The sequence below is a fragment of the Chryseobacterium sp. S0630 genome, assembly GCF_024158915.1.
Lineage (GTDB): Bacteria > Bacteroidota > Bacteroidia > Flavobacteriales > Weeksellaceae > Chryseobacterium.
In genome coordinates, this window is sequence record NZ_JAMZGF010000060.1 from 1 (window position 1) to 20,880 (window position 20,880).

General features: G+C 38.6%; 12 protein-coding genes. All 12 read right to left on the bottom strand.

Features of this window, described 5'->3' with window-relative positions:
- Positions 1-87: 87 nt before the first annotated feature.
- The 12 genes from NK356_RS19915 to NK356_RS19970 all read right to left on the bottom strand — a co-directional run bounded on the left by NK356_RS19915 (position 88) and on the right by NK356_RS19970 (position 20,797).
- Positions 88-585, bottom strand: a complete 498-nt coding sequence (locus NK356_RS19915) for a phosphoheptose isomerase (RefSeq protein WP_034691610.1) — start codon at positions 583-585, stop codon at positions 88-90.
- A gap of 24 nt (positions 586-609) precedes the next feature.
- The gene (locus tag NK356_RS19920; RefSeq protein WP_253317837.1) at positions 610-2,892 is read right to left on the bottom strand and encodes a GH92 family glycosyl hydrolase; all 2,283 of its coding nucleotides are present in this window, start codon (positions 2,890-2,892) and stop codon (positions 610-612) included.
- Positions 2,893-2,913: 21 nt separating this feature from the next.
- Positions 2,914-3,774: an ROK family protein gene (locus tag NK356_RS19925; protein WP_253317838.1), complete on the bottom strand. Its 861-nt coding sequence runs from the start codon at positions 3,772-3,774 to the stop codon at positions 2,914-2,916.
- A gap of 130 nt (positions 3,775-3,904) precedes the next feature.
- Positions 3,905-6,313 (bottom strand): endo-beta-N-acetylglucosaminidase H, encoded by a 2,409-nt coding sequence (locus tag NK356_RS19930; RefSeq protein ID WP_253317839.1) that lies wholly within the window; start codon positions 6,311-6,313, stop codon positions 3,905-3,907.
- Positions 6,314-6,371: 58 nt separating this feature from the next.
- Positions 6,372-8,522, bottom strand: coding sequence for an endo-beta-N-acetylglucosaminidase H (locus NK356_RS19935; RefSeq protein ID WP_253317840.1), 2,151 nt, complete (start codon positions 8,520-8,522; stop codon positions 6,372-6,374).
- 109 nt (positions 8,523-8,631) lie between these two features.
- A complete protein-coding gene (locus NK356_RS19940) occupies positions 8,632-10,059 on the bottom strand; it encodes a glycoside hydrolase family 125 protein (RefSeq protein WP_253317841.1) in 1,428 nt (475 codons plus the stop codon).
- A gap of 31 nt (positions 10,060-10,090) precedes the next feature.
- Positions 10,091-12,322: a GH92 family glycosyl hydrolase gene (locus tag NK356_RS19945; RefSeq protein WP_253317842.1), complete on the bottom strand. Its 2,232-nt coding sequence runs from the start codon at positions 12,320-12,322 to the stop codon at positions 10,091-10,093.
- A gap of 129 nt (positions 12,323-12,451) precedes the next feature.
- Positions 12,452-13,423, bottom strand: a complete 972-nt coding sequence (locus NK356_RS19950; protein WP_047376309.1) for a glycoside hydrolase family 130 protein — start codon at positions 13,421-13,423, stop codon at positions 12,452-12,454.
- 32 nt (positions 13,424-13,455) lie between these two features.
- Entirely contained in the window at positions 13,456-14,754 is a 1,299-nt protein-coding gene (locus tag NK356_RS19955; RefSeq protein WP_253317843.1) for an MFS transporter, read from the bottom strand.
- Positions 14,755-14,927: 173 nt separating this feature from the next.
- Positions 14,928-16,553 carry a SusD/RagB family nutrient-binding outer membrane lipoprotein gene (locus NK356_RS19960; RefSeq protein ID WP_034691621.1) on the bottom strand — a complete coding sequence of 542 codons (1,626 nt, stop codon included), beginning with the start codon at positions 16,551-16,553 and terminating at the stop codon, positions 14,928-14,930.
- A gap of 17 nt (positions 16,554-16,570) precedes the next feature.
- Complete coding sequence (locus NK356_RS19965) at positions 16,571-19,531, bottom strand: SusC/RagA family TonB-linked outer membrane protein (protein ID WP_081906360.1); 2,961 nt, start codon at positions 19,529-19,531, stop codon at positions 16,571-16,573.
- Positions 19,532-19,918: 387 nt separating this feature from the next.
- The gene (locus NK356_RS19970) at positions 19,919-20,797 is read right to left on the bottom strand and encodes an AraC family transcriptional regulator (protein ID WP_034691624.1); all 879 of its coding nucleotides are present in this window, start codon (positions 20,795-20,797) and stop codon (positions 19,919-19,921) included.
- Between the last annotated feature and the right edge of the window lie 83 nt (positions 20,798-20,880).

Sequence of the window (20,880 nt, forward strand, 5' to 3'; positions counted from 1 at the left end):
AAAAAAACAAATCAAAATATATAAAAATTATTTACTTTTTAACAAGAAAAACCGCCTCAGTTGTGAGACGGCTTCATCCTTTTTTATTTATCTTCCAAAGTCATCCTGTACTCTTACGATATCATCTTCATCTGAAGGATTGGATGCATCGGTATGCTGCCAGATTTCAGCTACGATTCCCCAACCTGCAAGACCAATTAATCTGTGTCTTTCTCCCTGTTGAAGTTTCACCTGATCTTTTGGACCATATTCTCCCAGTTCTCCTTCTTCATCGGTATTGCTTCTTTTGATTCCTACCGTTCCTTCTACTACCTGCCAGATTTCGGCTCTTCTGTGGTGATATTGCCAGCTTAATCTTGCTTCCGGAGCAACGATAAGAATTTTCGGGCTTAGCTTCCCTCCTATTCTCAGGTTGTCTACATCAATCCCATCGAAATATTGGTTAGCAAAATCCTGTGCCTGTGTTTCATCAATCACAAAGAATCCTCCCCATGGTCTTGTATCGTCTTTTGCTGCGATGTTAAAACCCTGTCCTTGCAGCATGCTCTCTACTCTATCGAATATTTCTTTTTTTTCTGTACTCATACAGCTATATTTTTAATTTAAAATTTATTTATTTGATTCTTCTTTTGACATTGAATATGGAAAGTCTTTTTCCTGTGAACCTCTTTCTTTATTGGGTTTGCTGTCCATTTTAAAGTCTAAAACGGCTCCCTTCATCAGTTCTTTATGGCTCAGCCAGTTTTTGGAATAAGACTGCTGGTTTACATTCAATGATTTTACATATAAATTATCTGCATTGTTTTCCGGAGCTTTTATTTCAATTTTCTTACCATTTTCCAAATGGATGGTAGCTTCTTTAAATAATGGTGCTCCCAACACGTATTGATCCGTTGCAGGTGTTACCGGATAAAAACCTAGTGCTGAGAAAATATACCACGCAGAAGTCTGCCCGTTATCTTCATCACCGCAATATCCGTCCGGTGTTGCATGATATAATTTATTCATCACCTGTCTAGCCCAATATTGTGTTTTGTAAGGTGCTCCTGCATAGTTGTACAGATAAATCATGTGCTGGATAGGCTGATTTCCGTGCGCGTACTGCCCCATATTCATGATCTGCATTTCTCTGATCTCGTGGATCACTCCTCCATAATAACTGTCATCAAAAACAGGTGGCAATGAGAATACCTCATCTAATTTGGCTTCAAATTTCTTTTTACCACCCATCAGTTCTGCCAGACCATCAATGTCCTGGAAAACCGACCATGTGTAATGCCAGCTGTTTCCTTCTGTGAAAGCATCTCCCCATTTAAAAGGATTGAAAGGTTTCTGGAAGTTACCATCTTTATTTTTACCACGCATTAAACCTGTTTCCTTATCAAATACATTTTTGTAATTATAAGCTCTTTTTTTATAAATATCAATTTCAGAAGCAGGTTTCCCCAGTGCTTTTCCTAACTGATAAATTGAAAAGTCATCATAAGCATACTCCAATGTTCTGGCTGCATTTTCATTGATTTTTACATCGTAAGGTACATAACCTAATCTATTGTAATATTCTACTCCTGCACGGCCTACAGCTTCTATAGGACCTTCATTATTTGCTCCGTGTTTTACTGCCTGCCAAAGCGCTTCTGTATCATATCCGCGAAGTCCCTTGATGTAAGCATCTGCTACTACGGATGCGGAATTGTTTCCAATCATAATATCAGAATATCCAGGGCTGCTCCACTCTGGTAAGAAACCTCCTTCTTTGTAAGCATTGGCCAGTCCTTCCTGCATTTCTACATTGATGCTTGGATACACAAGATTCAGGAAAGGGTACAAAGCACGGAAGGTATCCCAAAAACCGGTTCCTGCAAACATTCTTCCGTCTGCAATTTTGCCGTTGTAAGGACTCCAGTGTTTTATTTTATTCTGAGCATCAATTTCATATAATTTCTGTGGGAAAAATAAAGTCCTGTACAAAGAGGAATAAAAGGTTCTCATCTGTTGATCAGTTCCTCCTTTTACCTCTATTTTTCCTAAAGTTTTATTCCAGATATTTTTAGCATCGGTTTTTACCTGTTCAAAATTTTTGTTTCCGATTTCTCTTTTCAGATTCAGTTCTGCCTGTTCAAAGCTGATGAATGAAGAGGCTACTTTTGCATAAACCGTTTCTTTATTTTTAAGCTTAAATCCTACTACAGCTCCGGTGTGATCACTGGTAATTTCTAATTGATCGTTCACCTGTTTATCGTCTTTCCAGGTTTTTGTCAGTTCAAAATCTTTATCAAACTGAATAACGAAGTAGTTTTTAAAGTTCTCATATTTCCCGGTAGAATATCTCGTTGTGTATCCCAGGATTTTTCTTTCTTTTGGTAAAATCCTGATATAAGAACCTTTGTTTAATGCATCAACCACTACGTAAGCGCTGTCCGTCTTTGGAAAATCGAATTTAAAATAAGAAGCTCTTTCTGTAGGTGTAAATTCTGTAGTAACATTGATATCCGCCAGATAAACACTATAAAAATAAGGCGTTGTAACCTCAGCTTTATGGCTGAACCAGCTTGCTCTTTCGTCTTCTTTAAATTTCACTTTTCCAACTCCCGGCATGATGGCAAATGCGCCATAATCGTTCATCCAGGGAGATGGCTGGTGAGTTTGTTTAAATCCTTTTATTTTATCTGCATCGTAGGTATATGCCCATCCGTCACCCATTTTACCGGTCTGCGGTGTCCAGATATTCATTCCCCAAGGAAGTCCGACAGCCGGATAAGTATTTCCATTGGATAATGAAGGTTTGGATTGTGTTCCCATCAAAGGATTCACATAATCTACGGGAGATACGTTCTGACCTAACGCCCAGGCCTGTAATAACAGTAAGCAAGTAGAAAATATAAACTTCATTGTATCTTTTCGTTTGTTAATTTATATACGCTTTTTTAATGCATAGCTTGCAGCTCCAAGAATAGCGGCATCTTCAAAAATGGCGGAAATTTTAACCTGCAAGTTAATATTATTCTTTGTTAAATTCTGAATAAATCTTTGTTCAAAATAAGGATAAGCTTTGGCAATATTCCCTCCTATAACTAAAACTTCCGGTTTGTAATGATCTACATATCTGATAATAAACTCAGAAAAGGCGTCTGCATAATCGTTAAACATTTGAGTCTGTATTTCTGCAGGTTTATCCAACAAATCTTTGGTTCCAGATATTTCCTCTCCGGTCAGTTCTTTATAATGATTCACAAACCAGCGTGTCGCCAGATAGTCTTCACTGATAGAATCTCTGAAAGGAGAATCCCATAAGTCTTCATCAGTAGCCAATTCTCCGTTAAAGAAAGTAGTTCCCAATCCTGTTCCAAGAGTCACTCCAAAAGCACTGTTGAAACCCTGGGCACAACCTCCAAATACTTCCCCTTCCATAAAGGCGGCGGCATCATTTACAAAGTGAATCTGCTCCTGAGAAATGTCCAGTCTTTTTGCAAGTTCTTCTTTAATATTCACCTGATAGATATCAATAAATTTTCCCTGCTGCATGAGCGATATCCCGTTCTCATAATCGAAAGGTCCGGGCATTGCAATACCGATTAAAAGATCTTCTTTTACCAGATCATGAGCCACCTTATTAATGGCTGAAACCCATGCATTGAAAATAATTTCTTTGTTTTCAAAAGCATCCACATGTTCTCTTACATAGGTTGATGAAATGATTTCACGTTTTCCGGCATCTACCTGAGCCAACGTGATGTGAGAGCCTCCGATATCGATTCCTACTATATTCTGCATTATTTTTTATTTTAAATTCAAGAACTCCTGTGACTGAAAAAACAGACAAACAGAAGTACGCCTCTGTCTATCTGCTTTGTATTTCAGACTCTATTTTATTAGTTCCGATAACTATTTCATTATCTGATTTTTACTTCACAATAATTTTACCGGTTGATAGTACTTTACGGTTCACAGATGTAATCTTGTAAATATAAGTACCACTGATTAAATCCTGCGTATTCACTGCGTTATTATTTTGATTAATATTCTGTTTTTTGAATAATTTTCCTGAAACATCATACAATGCCACTTCCGTTGCCGAATTGTCGCTGATGGCAAAATGAATGTCATTTCCACGTTTCACAGGATTTGGATAGACTGCACTGTTCTCTTTTACGGATTCTATATCTTTCACGGCAAGAGATGCTGCACAGGCAACGTCTGTTCTCCAGTTCGCATCTGTCATATTAATCAGGGTAGCAAAATGAGTATTTGCCGTAGCATCTAAAGCTCCCATTCCACTTCCTTCATCCATTTTCCAATTGGCTTCAAGACCGGTAGAGTTGGCAGGAACATTACAGCTGTTACTTAAAATTTCCTGCGGCGTTAATGCTTTTTTCCAAACTCTGAATTCATCCAGGAAACCATTGATTGTACGGGAATTGTCATAGTTTCTTCCCAGATAAAGGATTCCGTTTGCTGTAAAGTTGCCTGTCACTGCAAAACTGGCATCAAGGTTACCATTGACATAAATTTTCATGGCTGCACCATCATAAGTAGCTGCGATATGATACCATGTATTGGTGTTGAATGCAGTATTTGTATTCAATTTTACCTGTGATGAACCGAAACTCAAAATAAACTGAAGTTTGTTATTCGCCAGGTTTCCGTCTCCGAATCTAAGCATTGCTGAGTTGTTATCTCCTACTTCAACGCCCATTACTGATGAGATGTAAGGGAAAGCCGATTTAAATGAGTTTACTTTTACCCATCCTTCAAAGGTCACCGCATTTCCACTCAGGTTAAATTGTCCTGCATTAAGATAATGCGTGCTTCCGTTGAAAGCAAGAGATCTTGCACCCGGGCTTGTAACCGGAGCGAAACCACTGTTGAATGATCCTTCTCCTGAATAGGTACTTGTAGTTCCTCCTGCACATGAGGCTTTTACCTTCCATACATAGGCGGTATTAGGGCTAAGATTTTGTAATGAATAAGAATTGGTGCTAACATTCTGGATTTCAGTCCAGGTTGTGGCTGCAGCAGTTTTATACTGCAGGGTATATGAAGTTGCATTTCCGGCATCCCATGATAGCTGGGCCGTATTACCAAGGAAACTTCCGGAAGTCAATCCTGATGGCGTAGTGCAGCCACTTCCGGAGTTAAACCTTGGTGCAAAAATATAAGTACTTGTTAATGTCGGTGAACAGTTAGACTGGATTCTCCAATCATAATTGGTATTCAGGGTAAGGTTGTTGATGACAATATTATTTCCTGAATAATTATTGGCCACATTTGTCCAAACTGTTGAGTTGGCTGGTTTGTAATCAATATTATAGGACTGCGAAGCATTGGAAGTCCAGTTAAGTTGAGCTGAAGTTCCTGTCACATTGGAAATATCAAGTCCTAATGGCGGATCACAGGACTGTCCCTGAGACCATGAATACAACTGCCCGCTTAAAAGGGTATTTTCATTATAAAGGATATTAGAGCCTGTGCTCAGATAGCTGGCTACATCAGTTCCGCCCAGATCATACCACATAAATACCCCATATTGATCATTCTTTGTACTGGTTGCTAAACTTGCCAGAGTTGTTGCAGAAGTAGAGCTAGGATTCGAGTTTTGAATCCATGTTGCAGCGGCAGAAATTTTAGATTTATCAAGAGGCGGAACAACAGGTGCGTTGTAAGTACTATACATTGCGTTCCAGGTGTAATTGATATAATTTCCTGCTAAATCTCCATTATAAGTCTGTCTGGTTGTAGCCGGACCATAGTAGTAGAATGTAATCAGTTTATCCGGCATGGCGGCTTTCAGTTCCTGCAAAAGCATGACAAAAGAGCTGTTATTGGGCTGTCCTGTTCCATTGTTTCCGTATCCTGCATATTCATCATCAAGGTCTACTCCATCCAGGCCATAAGTGTAAACAGTATGAGCAACCTGTAAAGCGAAATCTTTTGCCGCTTCACGGTTTGGAAAATTAGAAATTCCGGCTCCCTGGTGGTTTCCTAAAAGATCAAGTAATACTTTTATTCCTTTTTGCTGTAAGGGTTTTACATAAGTATTAACATCATTCAGAACTTTGGTAACATTGTTATTGTTTGAGATATAAGCGCGGCTTTTGGAAACATCATAGTTGATATTTGCTGCAAAAATAATAGCTACATCAAAAAGCTGTCTGTTGGTATTCTGCAACGTATAGGAACCCGCATTCAACGGATTATTATTATTCACTTCTACATAGCAGACTCCTAAGGGATTAAGCTGCTGTGCTTTGAGCAACGGGGCACACTGAAGCATCAGGGCCATTAAGGGAATAAAAAAGGATTTTTTTCTCATAGTCTATCAATTTTGTAGTAGAAAAATCATTGGGCCGAAGCCCAATGACTGAGTTTTATTATTTTACAATTAGTTTTTCGGATTGTTTTAGGCTTCCATCATGAGATTCAAACTGGATAATGTAATTTCCTGCTGAAATTCTGCTCAATTCATATTGATTGTCTCCGGAGTTCAGTGATTTTGTGTCTACGATTCTTCCGTTAAAATCATAAACTGTCAATTTCCCTTTGCTGTATTCATCCGGAACAGACACTGTCAGTGATGAAGATTTGCTTACCGGATTAGGGTATAGTTTTATTTGATTTTTAATATTTGTTTCTCCCACATTGATCGCCTTTTGGCCTGCAGTTCTTGCTAATGCTGAACTTCCTGTTGTACATGGCAGATCTGTTCCCCAATTAGAAGAATCAACACCTGTCAAGGTTAGAGTCACTCCGTTTCCGGAAGTATCCTGAACTGTAGAACCACTTCCTTCGTTAAATTTCCAATACGCAGCCAGTGAAGTTGCCGGAACGGATACATTACACATATTCTGACTGATTTCCGTCTGGCTCAATGCACGTTTCCATACTCTTACCTCATCTATTTTTCCATTGAAATTTCTGGACGTGTTGTATAAATATCCTACATTGAATGCTCCTGTTGAGTTCACACTTCCGGTTTGCGCTTTGGTCGCATCCAAAACTCCATTGATGTAAATTTTCATATTGGATCCATCATAAGTAGCTGCTACATGATACCAGGTATTGGCATTCAAAGCAGTTGCAGACGCCAGTTTTTGCTGTACATTATTAATACTTACCACAAACTGAAGTTTATTATTCGCAAGACTTGCATCTCCCAATCGCAGGAATGCAGAATTGCTGTCGCTTACTTCCGTTCCCATGATAGAAGAAATATAAGGAGAAGCAGATTTGAATGACGAAGGTTTGATCCATCCTTCAAAAGATAAAGCAGAACCACTTAGATTCATACTTCCGGCTGCTCCTGATTCAGTGCTTCCGTCAAGAGATAAAGCGTAAGAACCTGTAGGTGTTGTTCCGGAAGTGCTTGTAAACCTTGGAGCAAACATATAGGCGCTTTTCACGCTGCAGTTGGTTCTGATTCTCCAGTCATAATCAGTGTTAGCTGTTAATCCGGAAATGGTTACAGAAGTAGAACTTGTTGCAGACACTGCGTTCGTCCATGTGGTTGAAGAAGCTGGTTTATAATCAATATCATAAGTATTGGTTCCTACGGCTGACCAGTTTAGTTTTGCACTTGTTCCTGTAAGGTTGCTTGTGTATAATCCGATAGGTGCGTCACAATTGGTTCCTTGTGTCCATGATTGTAAAGTACCGCTTAAAACAGTCGGTTCTCCGTATAAGGTCTGAGTTCCTGCTGAAAGCTGTGATGTTTCATTCGTTCCATGTAAATCATACCACATGAATACTCCGTAGCCTCCATTTTTAGTTTGGGTAGCCAGACTCGTGGTAGTAGAATTGGAAGTATTTCCCATCCATACGGCTGCGGGAGAGATTTGTGCTTTGGTAAGAGGTGGTACATTCGGAGCAGAGAATGTTCCGTACATGGCATTCCAGCTGTAATTAACATTATCTCCTACTCTGGCTCCATTCCAGGAAAGTCTTGAAGCGGCAGGACCATAATAATAGAATGAAATAATTTTATTCGGTAATAAGGCTCTGAGCTCCTGAACAAGCATTACAAAGGAACTATCATTAGGCTGCCCTGTTCCGTTATTTCCGTATTCTGAGTATTCATCATCAAAATCAATTCCATCAAGACCATAGGTATTCACTGTATTCGCCAACTGTAATGCAAAGTCTTTTGCAGCTTCACGGGTAGGAAAATTACAGATCCCTGCTCCTTGGTGATTCCCTAAAATAGTAAGTACTACTTTCATCCCTTTTTGCTGAAGTGGCTTTATGTAAGTATCTGCATTAGTAAGAACCTTGGTCACGTTATTATTGGAATACAGATAAGCTCTACCACGGCTGGTATCATAATTAATATTGGCCGCAAAAATATTTACCACATTAAACAGATAGCTGTTCGATGTCTGCAGTTTGTACGCCCCTGCATTCAGGAGGTTATTGTTATTCACTTCCACATAGCAAATTCCGGTAGGACTAAGCTGTTGTGCGTTAATCAGAGAACCAGACTGAAGCATCATGGCAATCAGTGCGGTAAAGATGGATTTTTTTTTCATTGTATAATTTTTTTAAGGTGTTTTGGTGTGTGAATTTTATATAGCATTCCCCTGACGCCTTCTTTTTTGGGAAGGAATCTCAGATGAATAAGCCATATAAAAGGGTGTGCTATGTCAGTAGCTCTGGGGTTTCGTTAAAGGTTTTCCATAACAATTCACCAAATAAAGTATTTGCCCATGCAAACCATTCTCTGGTGAACTTTTTGGGGTCGTCTTTATGGAAGGATTCATGCATAAAGCCTGTTCCTCCGTGCGTTTTCTGTAAGGTATCTATACACCATCTGATCTCACTTTTATCTTTGGTAGTAAGTGCCTTCATTATGATACTCATTGGCCAGATCATATCAAGTCCGATATGTGGACCTCCTATTCCTTCTGCCAGCTTACCTTTGAAGAAGAACGGGTTGTTTTCAGACCACACAAATTTTCTTGTATTCAAATATACAGGGTCATCAGCTTTCACCGCATCCAGATAAGGTAGTCCCAGCAAGCTTGGGCAGTTCGCATCATCCATCAGGTTGTAGCTTCCGAAACCATTCACTTCAAAAGCATAGATTTTTCCAAATTCAGGATGATTGTAAATTCCGTATTTTTTGATGGCTGCTTCTACCTCATCAGCAAGGCTGTTCAGTTGTTGAGCCAACGTTTTTTCATTTTTAATTTGTGAAACCATTTCCGCAGCCTGGCGTAAGCTTACCACAGCAAATAAGTTAGAAGGGATCAGGAATCCGTAAATCGTAGCATCATCACTTGGACGGAACATAGAGCTGATTAATCCTACAGGTTTCGTTGGATAACCATATCCTCCCATAGGAACTCCGTCTGTTGCCCAAGCTGTAGTACGCTCAAATTTGTAAGGTCCCAGATCATGTTTTCTCTGCTGCTCTGTGAAAGTCTGCAGGGTAAGCTTAATTCCTTTCAGCCAGTTGTTATCGAAAGGTTTTGTATCTCCTGTTGTTTTCCAGAAATGGTAGGCCAGACGGATAGGATAACAAAGCGAGTCAATTTCCCACTTTCTTTCATGGGTTCCCGGCTTCATATCGGTATGGTCATACTCTTTCCATTTACTGATCTTCTGATCATCGTTATAGAAAGCGTTCGCATAAGGATCTTTCAGGATGAAAGTAGTCTGTTTATGGATTACTCCTGAGATCAGCTTATGTAGTTTTTCATCTTTTTTCGAAAACTGCAGATAAGGAAAAACCTGTGCGGAACTGTCACGAAGCCACATGGCATCAATATCCCCAGTGATCACATAGGTATCCGGTGTTCCGCCGGTTTCTGTATAGTAAACAGTAGTATCTAATGTATTCGGGAAGCAGTTTTCAAAAAGCCAGCTCAGCTCTTTGTTTTTTACTTTCTTTTTAAACGCTGCAATAGCACTTTCTACGGATTCGCTGGTAAAATGTCTTTTATCTTTAGGAACACGGACAACAGGAAAATCATCCAGCACTAAATTTTTAGCAAAAACATTCTGAGTAAACAGCAATCCGGCTCCTGCCAGTGCACTTGTTTTAATAAAATTTCTCCTTTCCATTGATACTTTGTTTCGTTTATTTTTATTAGTCTTATTTTACAGGTTTGCTCCCCATTACGAATCTCAATTCACCACCGTTCATGATATCGCTGTGGTTCAGCTCCCAGCTTTTGTATTCTTTCCCGTTCAGGAACATTTTCTGTACATAAATGTTCTTATCAGATATTTTGTCTGCAATCACGGTAAACGTTTTTCCATTTTCAAGCTTTAAAGAAGCTTTCGGGAATTGTGGTGCTCCAATGGCATAAACAGGTTTCCCTGGCGTCACAGGATAAAATCCTAATGATGAGAATATATACCACGCTGACATCTGACCGCAGTCTTCATTGTTTACAATTCCATCAGGTTTCGCAGCGTACATATTGTCACGGATATATTTTACCATTTTCTGAGTCTTGTAAGGACTTCCCGCGTAATTGTACAGGTATGGAACATGATGCCCCGGTTCATCTCCGAATCCTAAAGACCCGATAAATCCTGAGATATCTACATGCTGTTCTCCTTCCATGTGAAGTGCTTCTGTAAAGGTTTTATCCAGTTTTTCTTCAAATCCTTTTTTCCCTCCATATAGATTCATCATTTCATCAATTTGATGAGGAACAAAAAAATCGTAAGCCCAGATGTTTCCGGAAACCCAGTGTGGCTGAAGCTTTTTCCAATCATTAAGGGTAAAATCTGCTAAGAATTTTCCATCTTTTTGTCTTGGCCAGAAGTGATTGTTTTCTTTATTGAAGGTATTCAGGAAGTTCATTGAACGTTTTTTATAAACTTCTGACTCTTCTTTTTTACCTAATTTTTCCGCAAGCTGCTGAATACACCAGTCATCATAGGAATATTCCAGTGTAGCAGAAACAGAAGCTCCGTTTTCTGATGGAGTGTAGCCTAATTTGATATAATCATTAAGACCTCCGCCACCATCACTGCTGCTCATTTTATCTGTCAAAGAAGCATCTTTCATCGCAGCAAATGCTTTTTCAGCATCAATACCAGGAACTCCTTTTGAAATAGCATCCCAAATTACCGAAGCACTGTGATAGCCAAGCATACAGAAATTATCATATCCGCAAAGCTCCCAGATTGGCATATGATCTTTACGATCGGTATATCTGCTGATCAGAGAGTTGGCAAATTCTTTTGTATGTTTCTGATCCATAATCGTCAACAGCGGGTGTGTTGCTCTGAATCCGTCCCAGTAAGAATAAGTACTGTAGTTGGTAAACCATTTGGTATTCATGTTTTCCTGAGCGGCAACATAGTCTCCATTCACGTCCATGTATAAATTGGGTGCAATGAAGGTATGGTAAACTCCGGTATAGAAAATTTTTCTCTGACTGTCAGTTCCTCCTGTCACCTGGAATCTGCCGATCAGATCTCTCCAGGTCTTTTGGGCTGTTTCTTTTGCTTTGGCAAAGTCAACATTTGTTGCTTCTGTATCGAAATTTTCCTGTGCATTTTCTGTGCTCACCGGAGATAAAGATACTTTAACTTCAATGCTTTCCTGATCTTCTGTTGAGAATCTTACAAAAGCTTTAGCATCTTTGGCAAGGGCAATTTTTTCATCATTTTTGATTTTTCCGTCAGCATAAACACCGTAAGACTTAAACGGTTTGGAAAACTCCATTACGAAGTAAGCAAACCGTTTACCTCCCCAGCCATTGCTGTAGCAGTACCCTTTGATTTTATTATTGCCTTCTACACTTACTAAAGTATGGTAGATATTTCCGAAGATTTTATTAGTAGGATCAATAATGATATTGGCTTCACTACTTTTCGGGAAAGTATATTTATGAAATCCGACTCTTGGGGAAGCGGTAAGCTCTGCTTTAATTCCATAGCTGTCCAGCATTACAGAATAATATCCAGGAGAAGCTATTTCTTTATCATGCGTGAATTTTGAACGGTAACCTGTCTCAGGATTATCTTCAGATCCCGGCACCATTTTTACCTGTCCTACAGTAGGCATTACCAGAATATCTCCAAGGTCTGCCCATCCTGTTCCACTCAAGTGGTTATGACTGAATCCCATGATCGTTTTGCTGCTGTAGTGATATCCGGAACACCAGTCCCAGTCACCGCTTTTCGTATTCTGATCCGGGCTCAGCTGTATCATCCCGAATGGCGTAGTTGCCCCCGGAAACGTATGCCCATGCCCTCCTGTCCCTATGAAAGGATCTACCCAGGATAAAACATCATTTTTATTTTGCTGGGCACTGGCTACAGACATCAGGGTGGTAAAAAAGCAGATTAACAGTTCTTTTTTCATGATAAGAGAGGTATCGGAGATTTTTTTTGTTTAAAAGTTGGTTTAAAAATAGGAAAACCATTATAAAATTCCCAGTAAAAGGGAAAATTAAGATGATTAACCTATTTTCCTAAACTTTATATTACTGTATTAAATTGAATTCTTTTTCATAAAATCAATGATTTCTGAGATATATCCAAAGGCAATCGCAACTACGGTATCAGCCGCACCGTAATATACTGTTACTTTGTCTCCCTCAGTCAATGCTGCACAAGGGAAAACCACATTGGGTACATCTCCTGTCAGTTCATACAATTCTGCCGGCGCCAGCAGATAAGGTTTCGTTCTGTACAATACTTTTGTAGGATCTTCAAGATCAAGCAAAGCTGCTCCCATTGAATATCTGAATCCTCTGCAGGTATTGATCACTCCATGATAGAAAAGCAGCCATCCTTCTTCCGTTTTGATAGGAACCGGCCCTCCCCCGATTTTCGTACACTGCCATGCACTGTCTTCAAAAGGTGTCACTTTCATCACGCAGCGGTGCTCTCCCCAGTATTTCATATCAGGGCTGTAGCTGATATAAATATCACCGAAAGGCGTGTGTCCGTTATCACTCGGACGGCTCAACATGGCATATTTACCATTGATTTTTTCAGGGAACAAAACACCGTTTCTGTTGAAGGGAAGAAAGGCATTTTCACACTGAAAAAATTCTTTAAAATCAAAAGTATACCCGATTCCGATGGTAGGCCCATTGTATCCGTTGCACCATGTGATCCAGTAACGGTCTTCTATAAAAGTTACGCGGGGATCGTATTTGTAATCGGATTCAATCATATCCGTATTTCCTGCCTGCATTTCAATAGGATCATGGTTGATGTCCCAATTGATTCCATCTTTACTGAAACCAGCAAAAATATTCATCTGTACTGCCTTGTTATCACAGCGGAACACTCCTGCAAATCCATCCTCAAAAGGAATTACTGCACTGTTGAATATACTGTTGGATGTTGGTATCGCGTATCTGTTAATGATCGGGTTTTCGGAAAACCTCCACATGATATCATTGCAACCTTCCGGGCGATCCTGCCAAGGGATCATTACTGATTGAGCTGTCATAAAGTATTTTTACTTTTTATTTTTAATTATTATTAGTTGATTTGTTGTTCTTTCTGATTTTCCGGATGAGGAAAAGGAACGAATAGGGTAGCTAAAAATGCAGGAATGGTAGCAATCAATACCCAGATAAAGAATATTTTGTACCCAACCCAGTCACTGATCATTCCGCTGAACATTCCAGGAATCATTACACCAAGATTCATAATTCCCGTTGCAAATGCATAATGGGCCGTTTTGTGTTTTCCGGGAGCTATCTGCTGCATCATGTAGAGCATCAACCCTACAAAGCCAAATCCGTAACCGAAATATTCTACTACCACGGCAATTCCTACCGGTAAAAGGTCTGCCGGCTGATAATAGGCCAGTAATGCATATACCACAAATGGAATATTGAATGCACAGCACAGCCATATCAAAGATCTTTTCAATCCGCGGGCTGAGATAAAATATCCTGCCAGTACAGAACCTAAGATAAATGCTGCAGAACCGTATGTTCCGTAAATAAGCCCAATATCAGAAGTGGATAATCCCAAGCCTCCTGAAGTTCTTGGAGCTTTAAAAAATAAAGGTGCAATCTTGATGGCAAATCCTTCTGCAAAACGATATAGTATAATGAAGAGGATACACCACAGAATCTTCTTTTTGGTGAAGAAAGAGGTAATGACTTCCAATAGTTCCTGACGAACATTTCCGGCAGTCTTTTCGTCTTTCTGTTCTTCTTTATTTTCTTTCGGCAGAATGAAATAGTGATAAATAGCCAATACAAAAAAGAGTAATGCATAGATTACCATAATGATCATCCAGGCATGGGTAACGCCTTTTGTCTTTTCTAAAATTCCTGCAAAATAAACGAGTGCACCACTGCTGATAATCTTCGCCAGGTTATAAAAAGCACCCTGCCAACCGATATATTTTGCCTGCTCTTTATTGGTAAGAAACCCAATATACGTTCCGTCTGCTACCACATCGTGGGTAGCTCCACAAAATGCAACTACTGCAAAAAGTGCAATACTGTATTTGAAAAAATCATGCATTGGCAGACTTAAGGCCACTAATGCAAACAGAATTCCTATCGCAAACTGAGTAAAAACAACGAAGAATTTTTTTGTTTTATAGATCTCCAGAAACGGGCTCCAAAGAGGTTTTAATGTCCAGGAGAACATCACAAGGGCAGTCCAGAAAGTGATCTGCGAGTCCGAAACACCCATATCTTTATACATAATTCCTGAAACCGCATTAATGGTTACAAAGGGCACTCCCATTGCAAAATATAATGTGGAAATCCAAAGAATTGGTTGAATCCGACGGGTTTCGGAGTTGTTTTTTCCCATATTTAAAAATAAGATTCTAAATAAAAGAGAACATCTCAAACATTCATTCAGGCTAAAAAACGAAACTATAAATTTTTTGGAGATTCTACTCTATTCTCCCGCTTCAATGAATGTATCAAATAAAAATCTGATGTTGAGATGCCTCTTTATTAATGAGTGATTCTGAATATTTTTTATTTCTTATCCCACCAAAGTTTTGTACCTCCGGTGTCAGGACCGTTCAGCATTTGAGCTGCCTGCTGATAATTGTATAATGACGTTTTGGTATCAATGGTGAAAGGAATTCTTCTGATCATTGCTTCTGTACTGATGGCTCCGCCACTGTCATTTTTTCTTACTTTGAAAAGAATCGGATATCCTGTTCTTCTCTGCTCTGCCCACGCTTCTGGTCCGTTTGGATAAAGAGAAAGCCATTTTTGAGTAATAATTCTTTCCAGTTTTCTTTCGTTGGTATCCCCGTTATTCCATGCAATAGTAATGGTACTTAGCTGAGGATGTCCTAAACCGATGTTATTATCTGCATTTTTCGGATCTACATAAGGTGCTTCTGTAGAAGTGGTATCGGCAAGATATGTTGCAACACTTGCACTTTTCCCCCATTCTCCAAAAGACTGCTGAACTCCCGTAGTATAGTTGGCTTGAATATCACCTGCTCCGGCATAACCTCTCAAGGCAGCTTCTGCTTTCAGGAACCATGTTTCTGCAGCAGTAAATAATTTCATTTTACCATCAGTCCCGGAAAAATAATCTCCGCTGGCAGATTTTGCCTGAGGCTGTGAGAATCCTCCATAAGTTGATTTACCATTTAATAAATCAATTCCCTGACGCACTCCTATATATTTTCCTTGTAGGCTAGCATCTGATGCCGGAATAGCATATGCAGAAAGTCTTGGATCGTTATATCCATTCATATAAGCCATCAAAGGAGCTCCGATTAAACAATCTCCCCATGAGTAAATGATAAAACTCAATTCTGACTGTCCTACACTGATCAAAGCATTATCTGCATTGTCAGTAATTAAACCTGCAGATGAAGCCAAAGCCTCTTCTGCATATTGTTTAGATTTCGCAGCATCAGCATAACTCATTCTCATAGCTAGTCTCAGCTTTAGTGAATTGGCAAATTTTGCCCATTGAGCCATATTTCCTCCATACACTAAGTCTGCACTTTTCAGTGAAGTTTTATCTTCAACATTCTGTGTTGCTGACATGGCAATTACTTTCTGTAAATCTGTAATGGCTGCGGTAAGATCAGCAATAAAATAATTGTAAGCTTCCTGTTGAGAATCAAAATCCGTAACTCCGTTAGGGTTTGGTTTTTCATATTTGCTGTAAACTACAGGACCGTGGCTGTCTGAAACTCTTGCTGCTGTAATGACTTTCAAAATCTTTTTCACAGCAAGTGTTCCGGTAAAATCTACCCCCGGATAGTTCCCCTTAGCAGCATTATCAATAATAATAGAATAATTGAAGATATCTTGTTGTCTGGCAATAATTCTGTTGTTCCATCCATCCATCATCGAGTAAGTAAGATTATTTACTCCTCCGTTAAATGGTGTTGCTGTACTGAACATTCCGCTGTACATATCTGCACTCAGGTTAGGATACAGCTGATAATCTGCCTGCAGCCCTCTCTGGATAGATTTCATAGGGTTCACAACAGCAATAAAATCTGCATAAAAATTTTCAGGTCCACCTAATTTTTCCTGATTATATTGGTCAAAGTCATTGGTACATCCCGAAGCAGAAAACAGTACTGCAGCTCCAAACACCAATGTTTTAATAGTATTGATTTTCATTGTCTTAATTGTAAAAGTTAGAAGTTAGCTTTTAAAGATAATCCGATAGATCTGGTAACCGGCAGACCGAAAGAATCTACTCCTACCCCACCAGGTGTATTTCCTGATACCTGTTCAGGATCAAACGGTGCTTTTTTGTAGAAGAAAAATAAATTGGTTCCTACTAAACTTACCGTTGCATTTTTCAGATATTTTGAGTTGACATCAAACATATATGAAACAGATGCCTGGCGTAAACGGATTGTTGTGGCACTATATAAATAAGCTTCATCAACTCCTTTCCCGAATCCTTCTGTTGTTCCTACTGCTTTATAATAATCTTTTGCATTCGTCAACCCTGTATATGCCTGTCCTGCATTTGGAGTTCCTGGTGCGTACACTGCATTTGGAATAGATACACCTCCGGCATCTCTTGCATCAGCAGTGGTTTGGCTTACTCCATATAAATCATTGGCTTTTTCTGTAAGAGATAATACTTTACCTCCGAATTTACCATCAATAAGGAAAGAGATACCCAGTTTACCAATAGTAAAGGAGTTATTGAATCCCATGATAAACTTAGGGTTCGGATTACCCAAATAAGAAGGAGTACTTTCTGCCAAAGGAACACCTTTTTCATTCACAAGAATACGCCCCTGATCATCTCTTTTAAATTTGATTCCGTAAAGATCTCCAAAAGAACCTCCCAGTTTTAATCTTGTATAATCACCACCACCTGTTAGTGAAAAAGTCAGGTCTTTGGAAACATTGATACTTGTTGGTAATAATTCAACAATCTTATTTTTATTTGCCGATGCATTCAAAGTAGCCGTCCATCCAAATTTTGACGAATCAAAAATCTTGTAGGATAGTGAGGATTCAAAACCTGTATTTCGGATTTTTCCTGCATTGATGTAGTATGATCCTGGAGCTAATCCTCCTAAATAGGAAGGAATTGTTGTTTCCAGTAATTGGTTGCTCGTATTTGAGTTATAATAAGTAATATCAAAATTTAATTTGTTACCTAACATTCTCAACTCAGTTCCGGCTTCAAATGTTTTGTTAAGTTCCGGCTTTGGAAGCAAAGCCTCAAAACCTGCTCCAGTAGCAAAAGAACTCTTAGGATATACAATGGTTCCTGCATCTACTCCATAAACATACCCTTTGCTATATTCAACCATTGCATTGGTAATATTGGTAGGTAACCCCAAACCAACCGTTGCATAAGATCCTCTTACTTTCCAGAAATTAATCACTTCAGGAAGTTTGAAAATAGAAGACAATATAGCGTTTGCTCCTACAGATTCATAATCAAACCCGGTTCTTCCTGTTAATGCTAAAGTAGAATCCCAGTCGTTTCTGAAAGTCATATCTACATAGAACATATTTTTATATCCTACGGAAGCACTTGCAAAAACAGACTGTACCTGTTTTTTCATATTAGTATAGGTATTATGATATCCATCTCCAGGCGCTCTGTTTACATTCCACTGAAGGTTATTCAAAGTGAAAAGATTTGGATTAGCCAGATAAGCATTATCAATTTGTCCTATTTTATTTCTGGTAGTATTGATACTTCCTCCTACAGTAAAATCCAATGAAATAGATTCACTTATTTTAGGACTACCAATTAATAGAACATCTCCGTAAGTAGAAGAATTTTCATATGTATTTTTAAGCATTCTTCCATTAGTACCGTTGGCTAGTAAGCTAGGTGCTGAGAAAGCAGCAATATCACGCTGGCTGTCTGAAATATTCCAGCTGTAGTTTCCTCTTACTCTTGCCGTTAACCAAGGATTGATCTGGTAAGATAAGGAAAGGGCTCCGTATGTATTTTTGTTACTTACTGTAACTGGATTTCTGTTTAAGATCCAGTAAGGATTCTGTGTCACCGGATTTCCTTTGAAGCTTCCGTCAGGATTTACTTCCCACCAGTTTTGAGCTGGTAAAAATCTCGTTTTATCCAGATAAGAGTAATTATCCCCTCCATACTGATCAAAATCTACTCCTCTTGGCAACCAATATAAACTCGTCAAAGGAGAAAAAGATGCTCCCGGAGTCTGTCTGTTCTTACTTTCCTGTAATGACCCGATGAAGTTGGCATCTAATGTCAGTTTATCATCCAAAAACTTACTTGAATTTCTGAAAGAAACATTGTACTGATCAAAATAAGACATAGGAACCACTCCTTTGTTGGTCGTATTACCGATAGAGAAATAACTTGTTGATCTTTCATTTCCTGACTGGAAAGAAAGACTGTTTACCCATGTCGTTCCTGTCTGAAGAAAATCTTTAAGATAATCCTTTGAAGATCCTTTTGCTCCCCAGCTGTCTACTGCCTGTCCCGGTTGTGATCCTGATACAGAAGGGTCATAAGACAGATAACTGTGCTGCAGTTTTGGAAGGCTGTACGCTCTGTCTACTGTAAGGCTGGAGCTGTAAGTAATTGAACTTTTCCCGGCACGTCCTTTTTTAGTCGTAATCAAAATAGCACCATTCCCTCCGGCAGAACCATACAGCGCAGAAGCAGAAGCTCCTTTCAGAAAGTTGATGCTTTCAATATCATCAGGATTGATGGAGCTCAGTACATCTCCAGGATCCGGCATATTGGAATACTGTCCGATATCTGCAGATTTTCCTGTTCCATTGATAATAGGAATTCCATCAATTACATACAGTGGTTGAGCATTGTTTACAGACTTATTCCCTCTCATGATCACCCTTACGGAGCTACCTACACCATTGGTTCTGTTGATCTGTACGTTGGAAACTTTTCCATTGATCGAATTTAATAGATTGGGAGTTTTCACTTCTGTAAGCTCATCTCCACCAATCTGCTGACTGGAATACGTCAAAGAGCGGGCCTGCCTTTTTATCCCCAAAGAGGTGACCACGACCTCCTCAATACTGGTTGTCTTCGTAGTGTCGGCCGCTTTTTTCTCCTGTGCATTCGCAGTAAGTGAAAAAACGAACAGAACGGGTATAACTGCTTTTCTCATAAGGTATAGATTCGTTAGATTTAATTGAGAATCAGTGACATTACTTTATTTTTTAATACAAAAAAAATTATTGTTTTTTCAGCAAAATTTTGCTGTTTATGTATTAAATAATTTAAAGTTTTGTTAAGATTTAATTCACATTCACAAATCTAAATTTTGTTGCCAGTCTGATATAATACTATTTTATCATAAAACGATATTATTTTTTCAGCAATCAAATTTAAAAGCAATTAACACTCTAAATATCAATAAAATACGACACTTCCCCAACAATTAAAAAAAGGGGATTTATTCAAGTATTTTGACAAAATAAAAGTAGATTTCTATGCACAATTTTAGTGCAATAGGTAAGGTACAAAAAAGAAAAAAGTAAGTTTTTAATACGTATTATTCAATCTTTTTAACTCCTTTAAACTGCTCTTTAAATTCAGTTGGAGTTGTCTTTTTAATGGACTTAAATACCTTGTTAAAGTTTGCAATATTATTAAAACCTGCTTCAAAGGCAATTTCAAAAACAGTAAGATTCTTTTCCATCAACCAGCGTGCAGCATAACTGATTCTTATTTCATTAAGATAATTAACAAAAGTTTTCCCTGTTCTTTTTTTGATAAATCTGTTAAACGTCACATTACTCATATTCACCAATGATGCTACATTATCCAGCGTTATTTTGTTCTCAAAATTTTTATGCACAAAATCATGAACAACTTTCATTTTATCATTATCTGCAAAAGACTCAAGCTCAATACTATATGAAGATAAAAGTGTTTTGTTTTCTGCTACAGCCAATTCATTCAGAATTTTCATAATTTCTATAAAAGATTCAAAACTGTTCATCTTGGAAAGATTGAGAAACGAATCTTTTAGTTTCTCAGCCGTTTCTGTAGAAAAAAGAATTCCTCTGATGGAGTCTTTCATCAGATTATTGATAGGTTTCAGAATATTTTTTTCCATTAAGGACTGATGGAAGAAATCCTGATTAAATTGTATGGTGATTTCGTGGGTTTTTCTGTTCTTACATCTGTAATTTGCCCAGCAGTGTGGTAAATTGGGTCCTACCAGCACCAACTCTATATTTCCGATCTCTCCGGTATGATCTCCAATCATTCTTCTATACCCTTTCCCTTTGTAGATAAAGTTGATCTCAATTTCCGGATGATAGTGGTACGGAAAGTCGAAGGAAGCTTTAATCCTGTCAAATACGAGAAAACTATCCTCAGGAGATAGTGGAGTTATTTCTCTCAGAATATTTTCTAATTCGCTCATACAGGCAGTTTTGAAAAAAGGGTTTAGTAATACAGGTCTTAGTACAAATCTTTGTAAAAATGATAAAATAATATCAATGTAAA

Coding starts and splice junctions, on each gene's coding strand:
- NK356_RS19915 (WP_034691610.1), bottom strand. CDS start 585: ATGAGTACAGAAAAAAAAGAAATATTCGATAGAGTAGAGAGCATGCTG.
- NK356_RS19970 (WP_034691624.1), bottom strand. CDS start 20,797: ATGAGCGAATTAGAAAATATTCTGAGAGAAATAACTCCACTATCTCCT.
- NK356_RS19955 (WP_253317843.1), bottom strand. CDS start 14,754: ATGGGAAAAAACAACTCCGAAACCCGTCGGATTCAACCAATTCTTTGG.
- NK356_RS19920 (WP_253317837.1), bottom strand. CDS start 2,892: ATGAAGTTTATATTTTCTACTTGCTTACTGTTATTACAGGCCTGGGCG.
- NK356_RS19960 (WP_034691621.1), bottom strand. CDS start 16,553: ATGAAAATCAATACTATTAAAACATTGGTGTTTGGAGCTGCAGTACTG.
- NK356_RS19965 (WP_081906360.1), bottom strand. CDS start 19,531: ATGAGAAAAGCAGTTATACCCGTTCTGTTCGTTTTTTCACTTACTGCG.
- NK356_RS19945 (WP_253317842.1), bottom strand. CDS start 12,322: ATGAAAAAAGAACTGTTAATCTGCTTTTTTACCACCCTGATGTCTGTA.
- NK356_RS19950 (WP_047376309.1), bottom strand. CDS start 13,423: ATGACAGCTCAATCAGTAATGATCCCTTGGCAGGATCGCCCGGAAGGT.
- NK356_RS19930 (WP_253317839.1), bottom strand. CDS start 6,313: ATGAGAAAAAAATCCTTTTTTATTCCCTTAATGGCCCTGATGCTTCAG.
- NK356_RS19935 (WP_253317840.1), bottom strand. CDS start 8,522: ATGAAAAAAAAATCCATCTTTACCGCACTGATTGCCATGATGCTTCAG.
- NK356_RS19925 (WP_253317838.1), bottom strand. CDS start 3,774: ATGCAGAATATAGTAGGAATCGATATCGGAGGCTCTCACATCACGTTG.
- NK356_RS19940 (WP_253317841.1), bottom strand. CDS start 10,059: ATGGAAAGGAGAAATTTTATTAAAACAAGTGCACTGGCAGGAGCCGGA.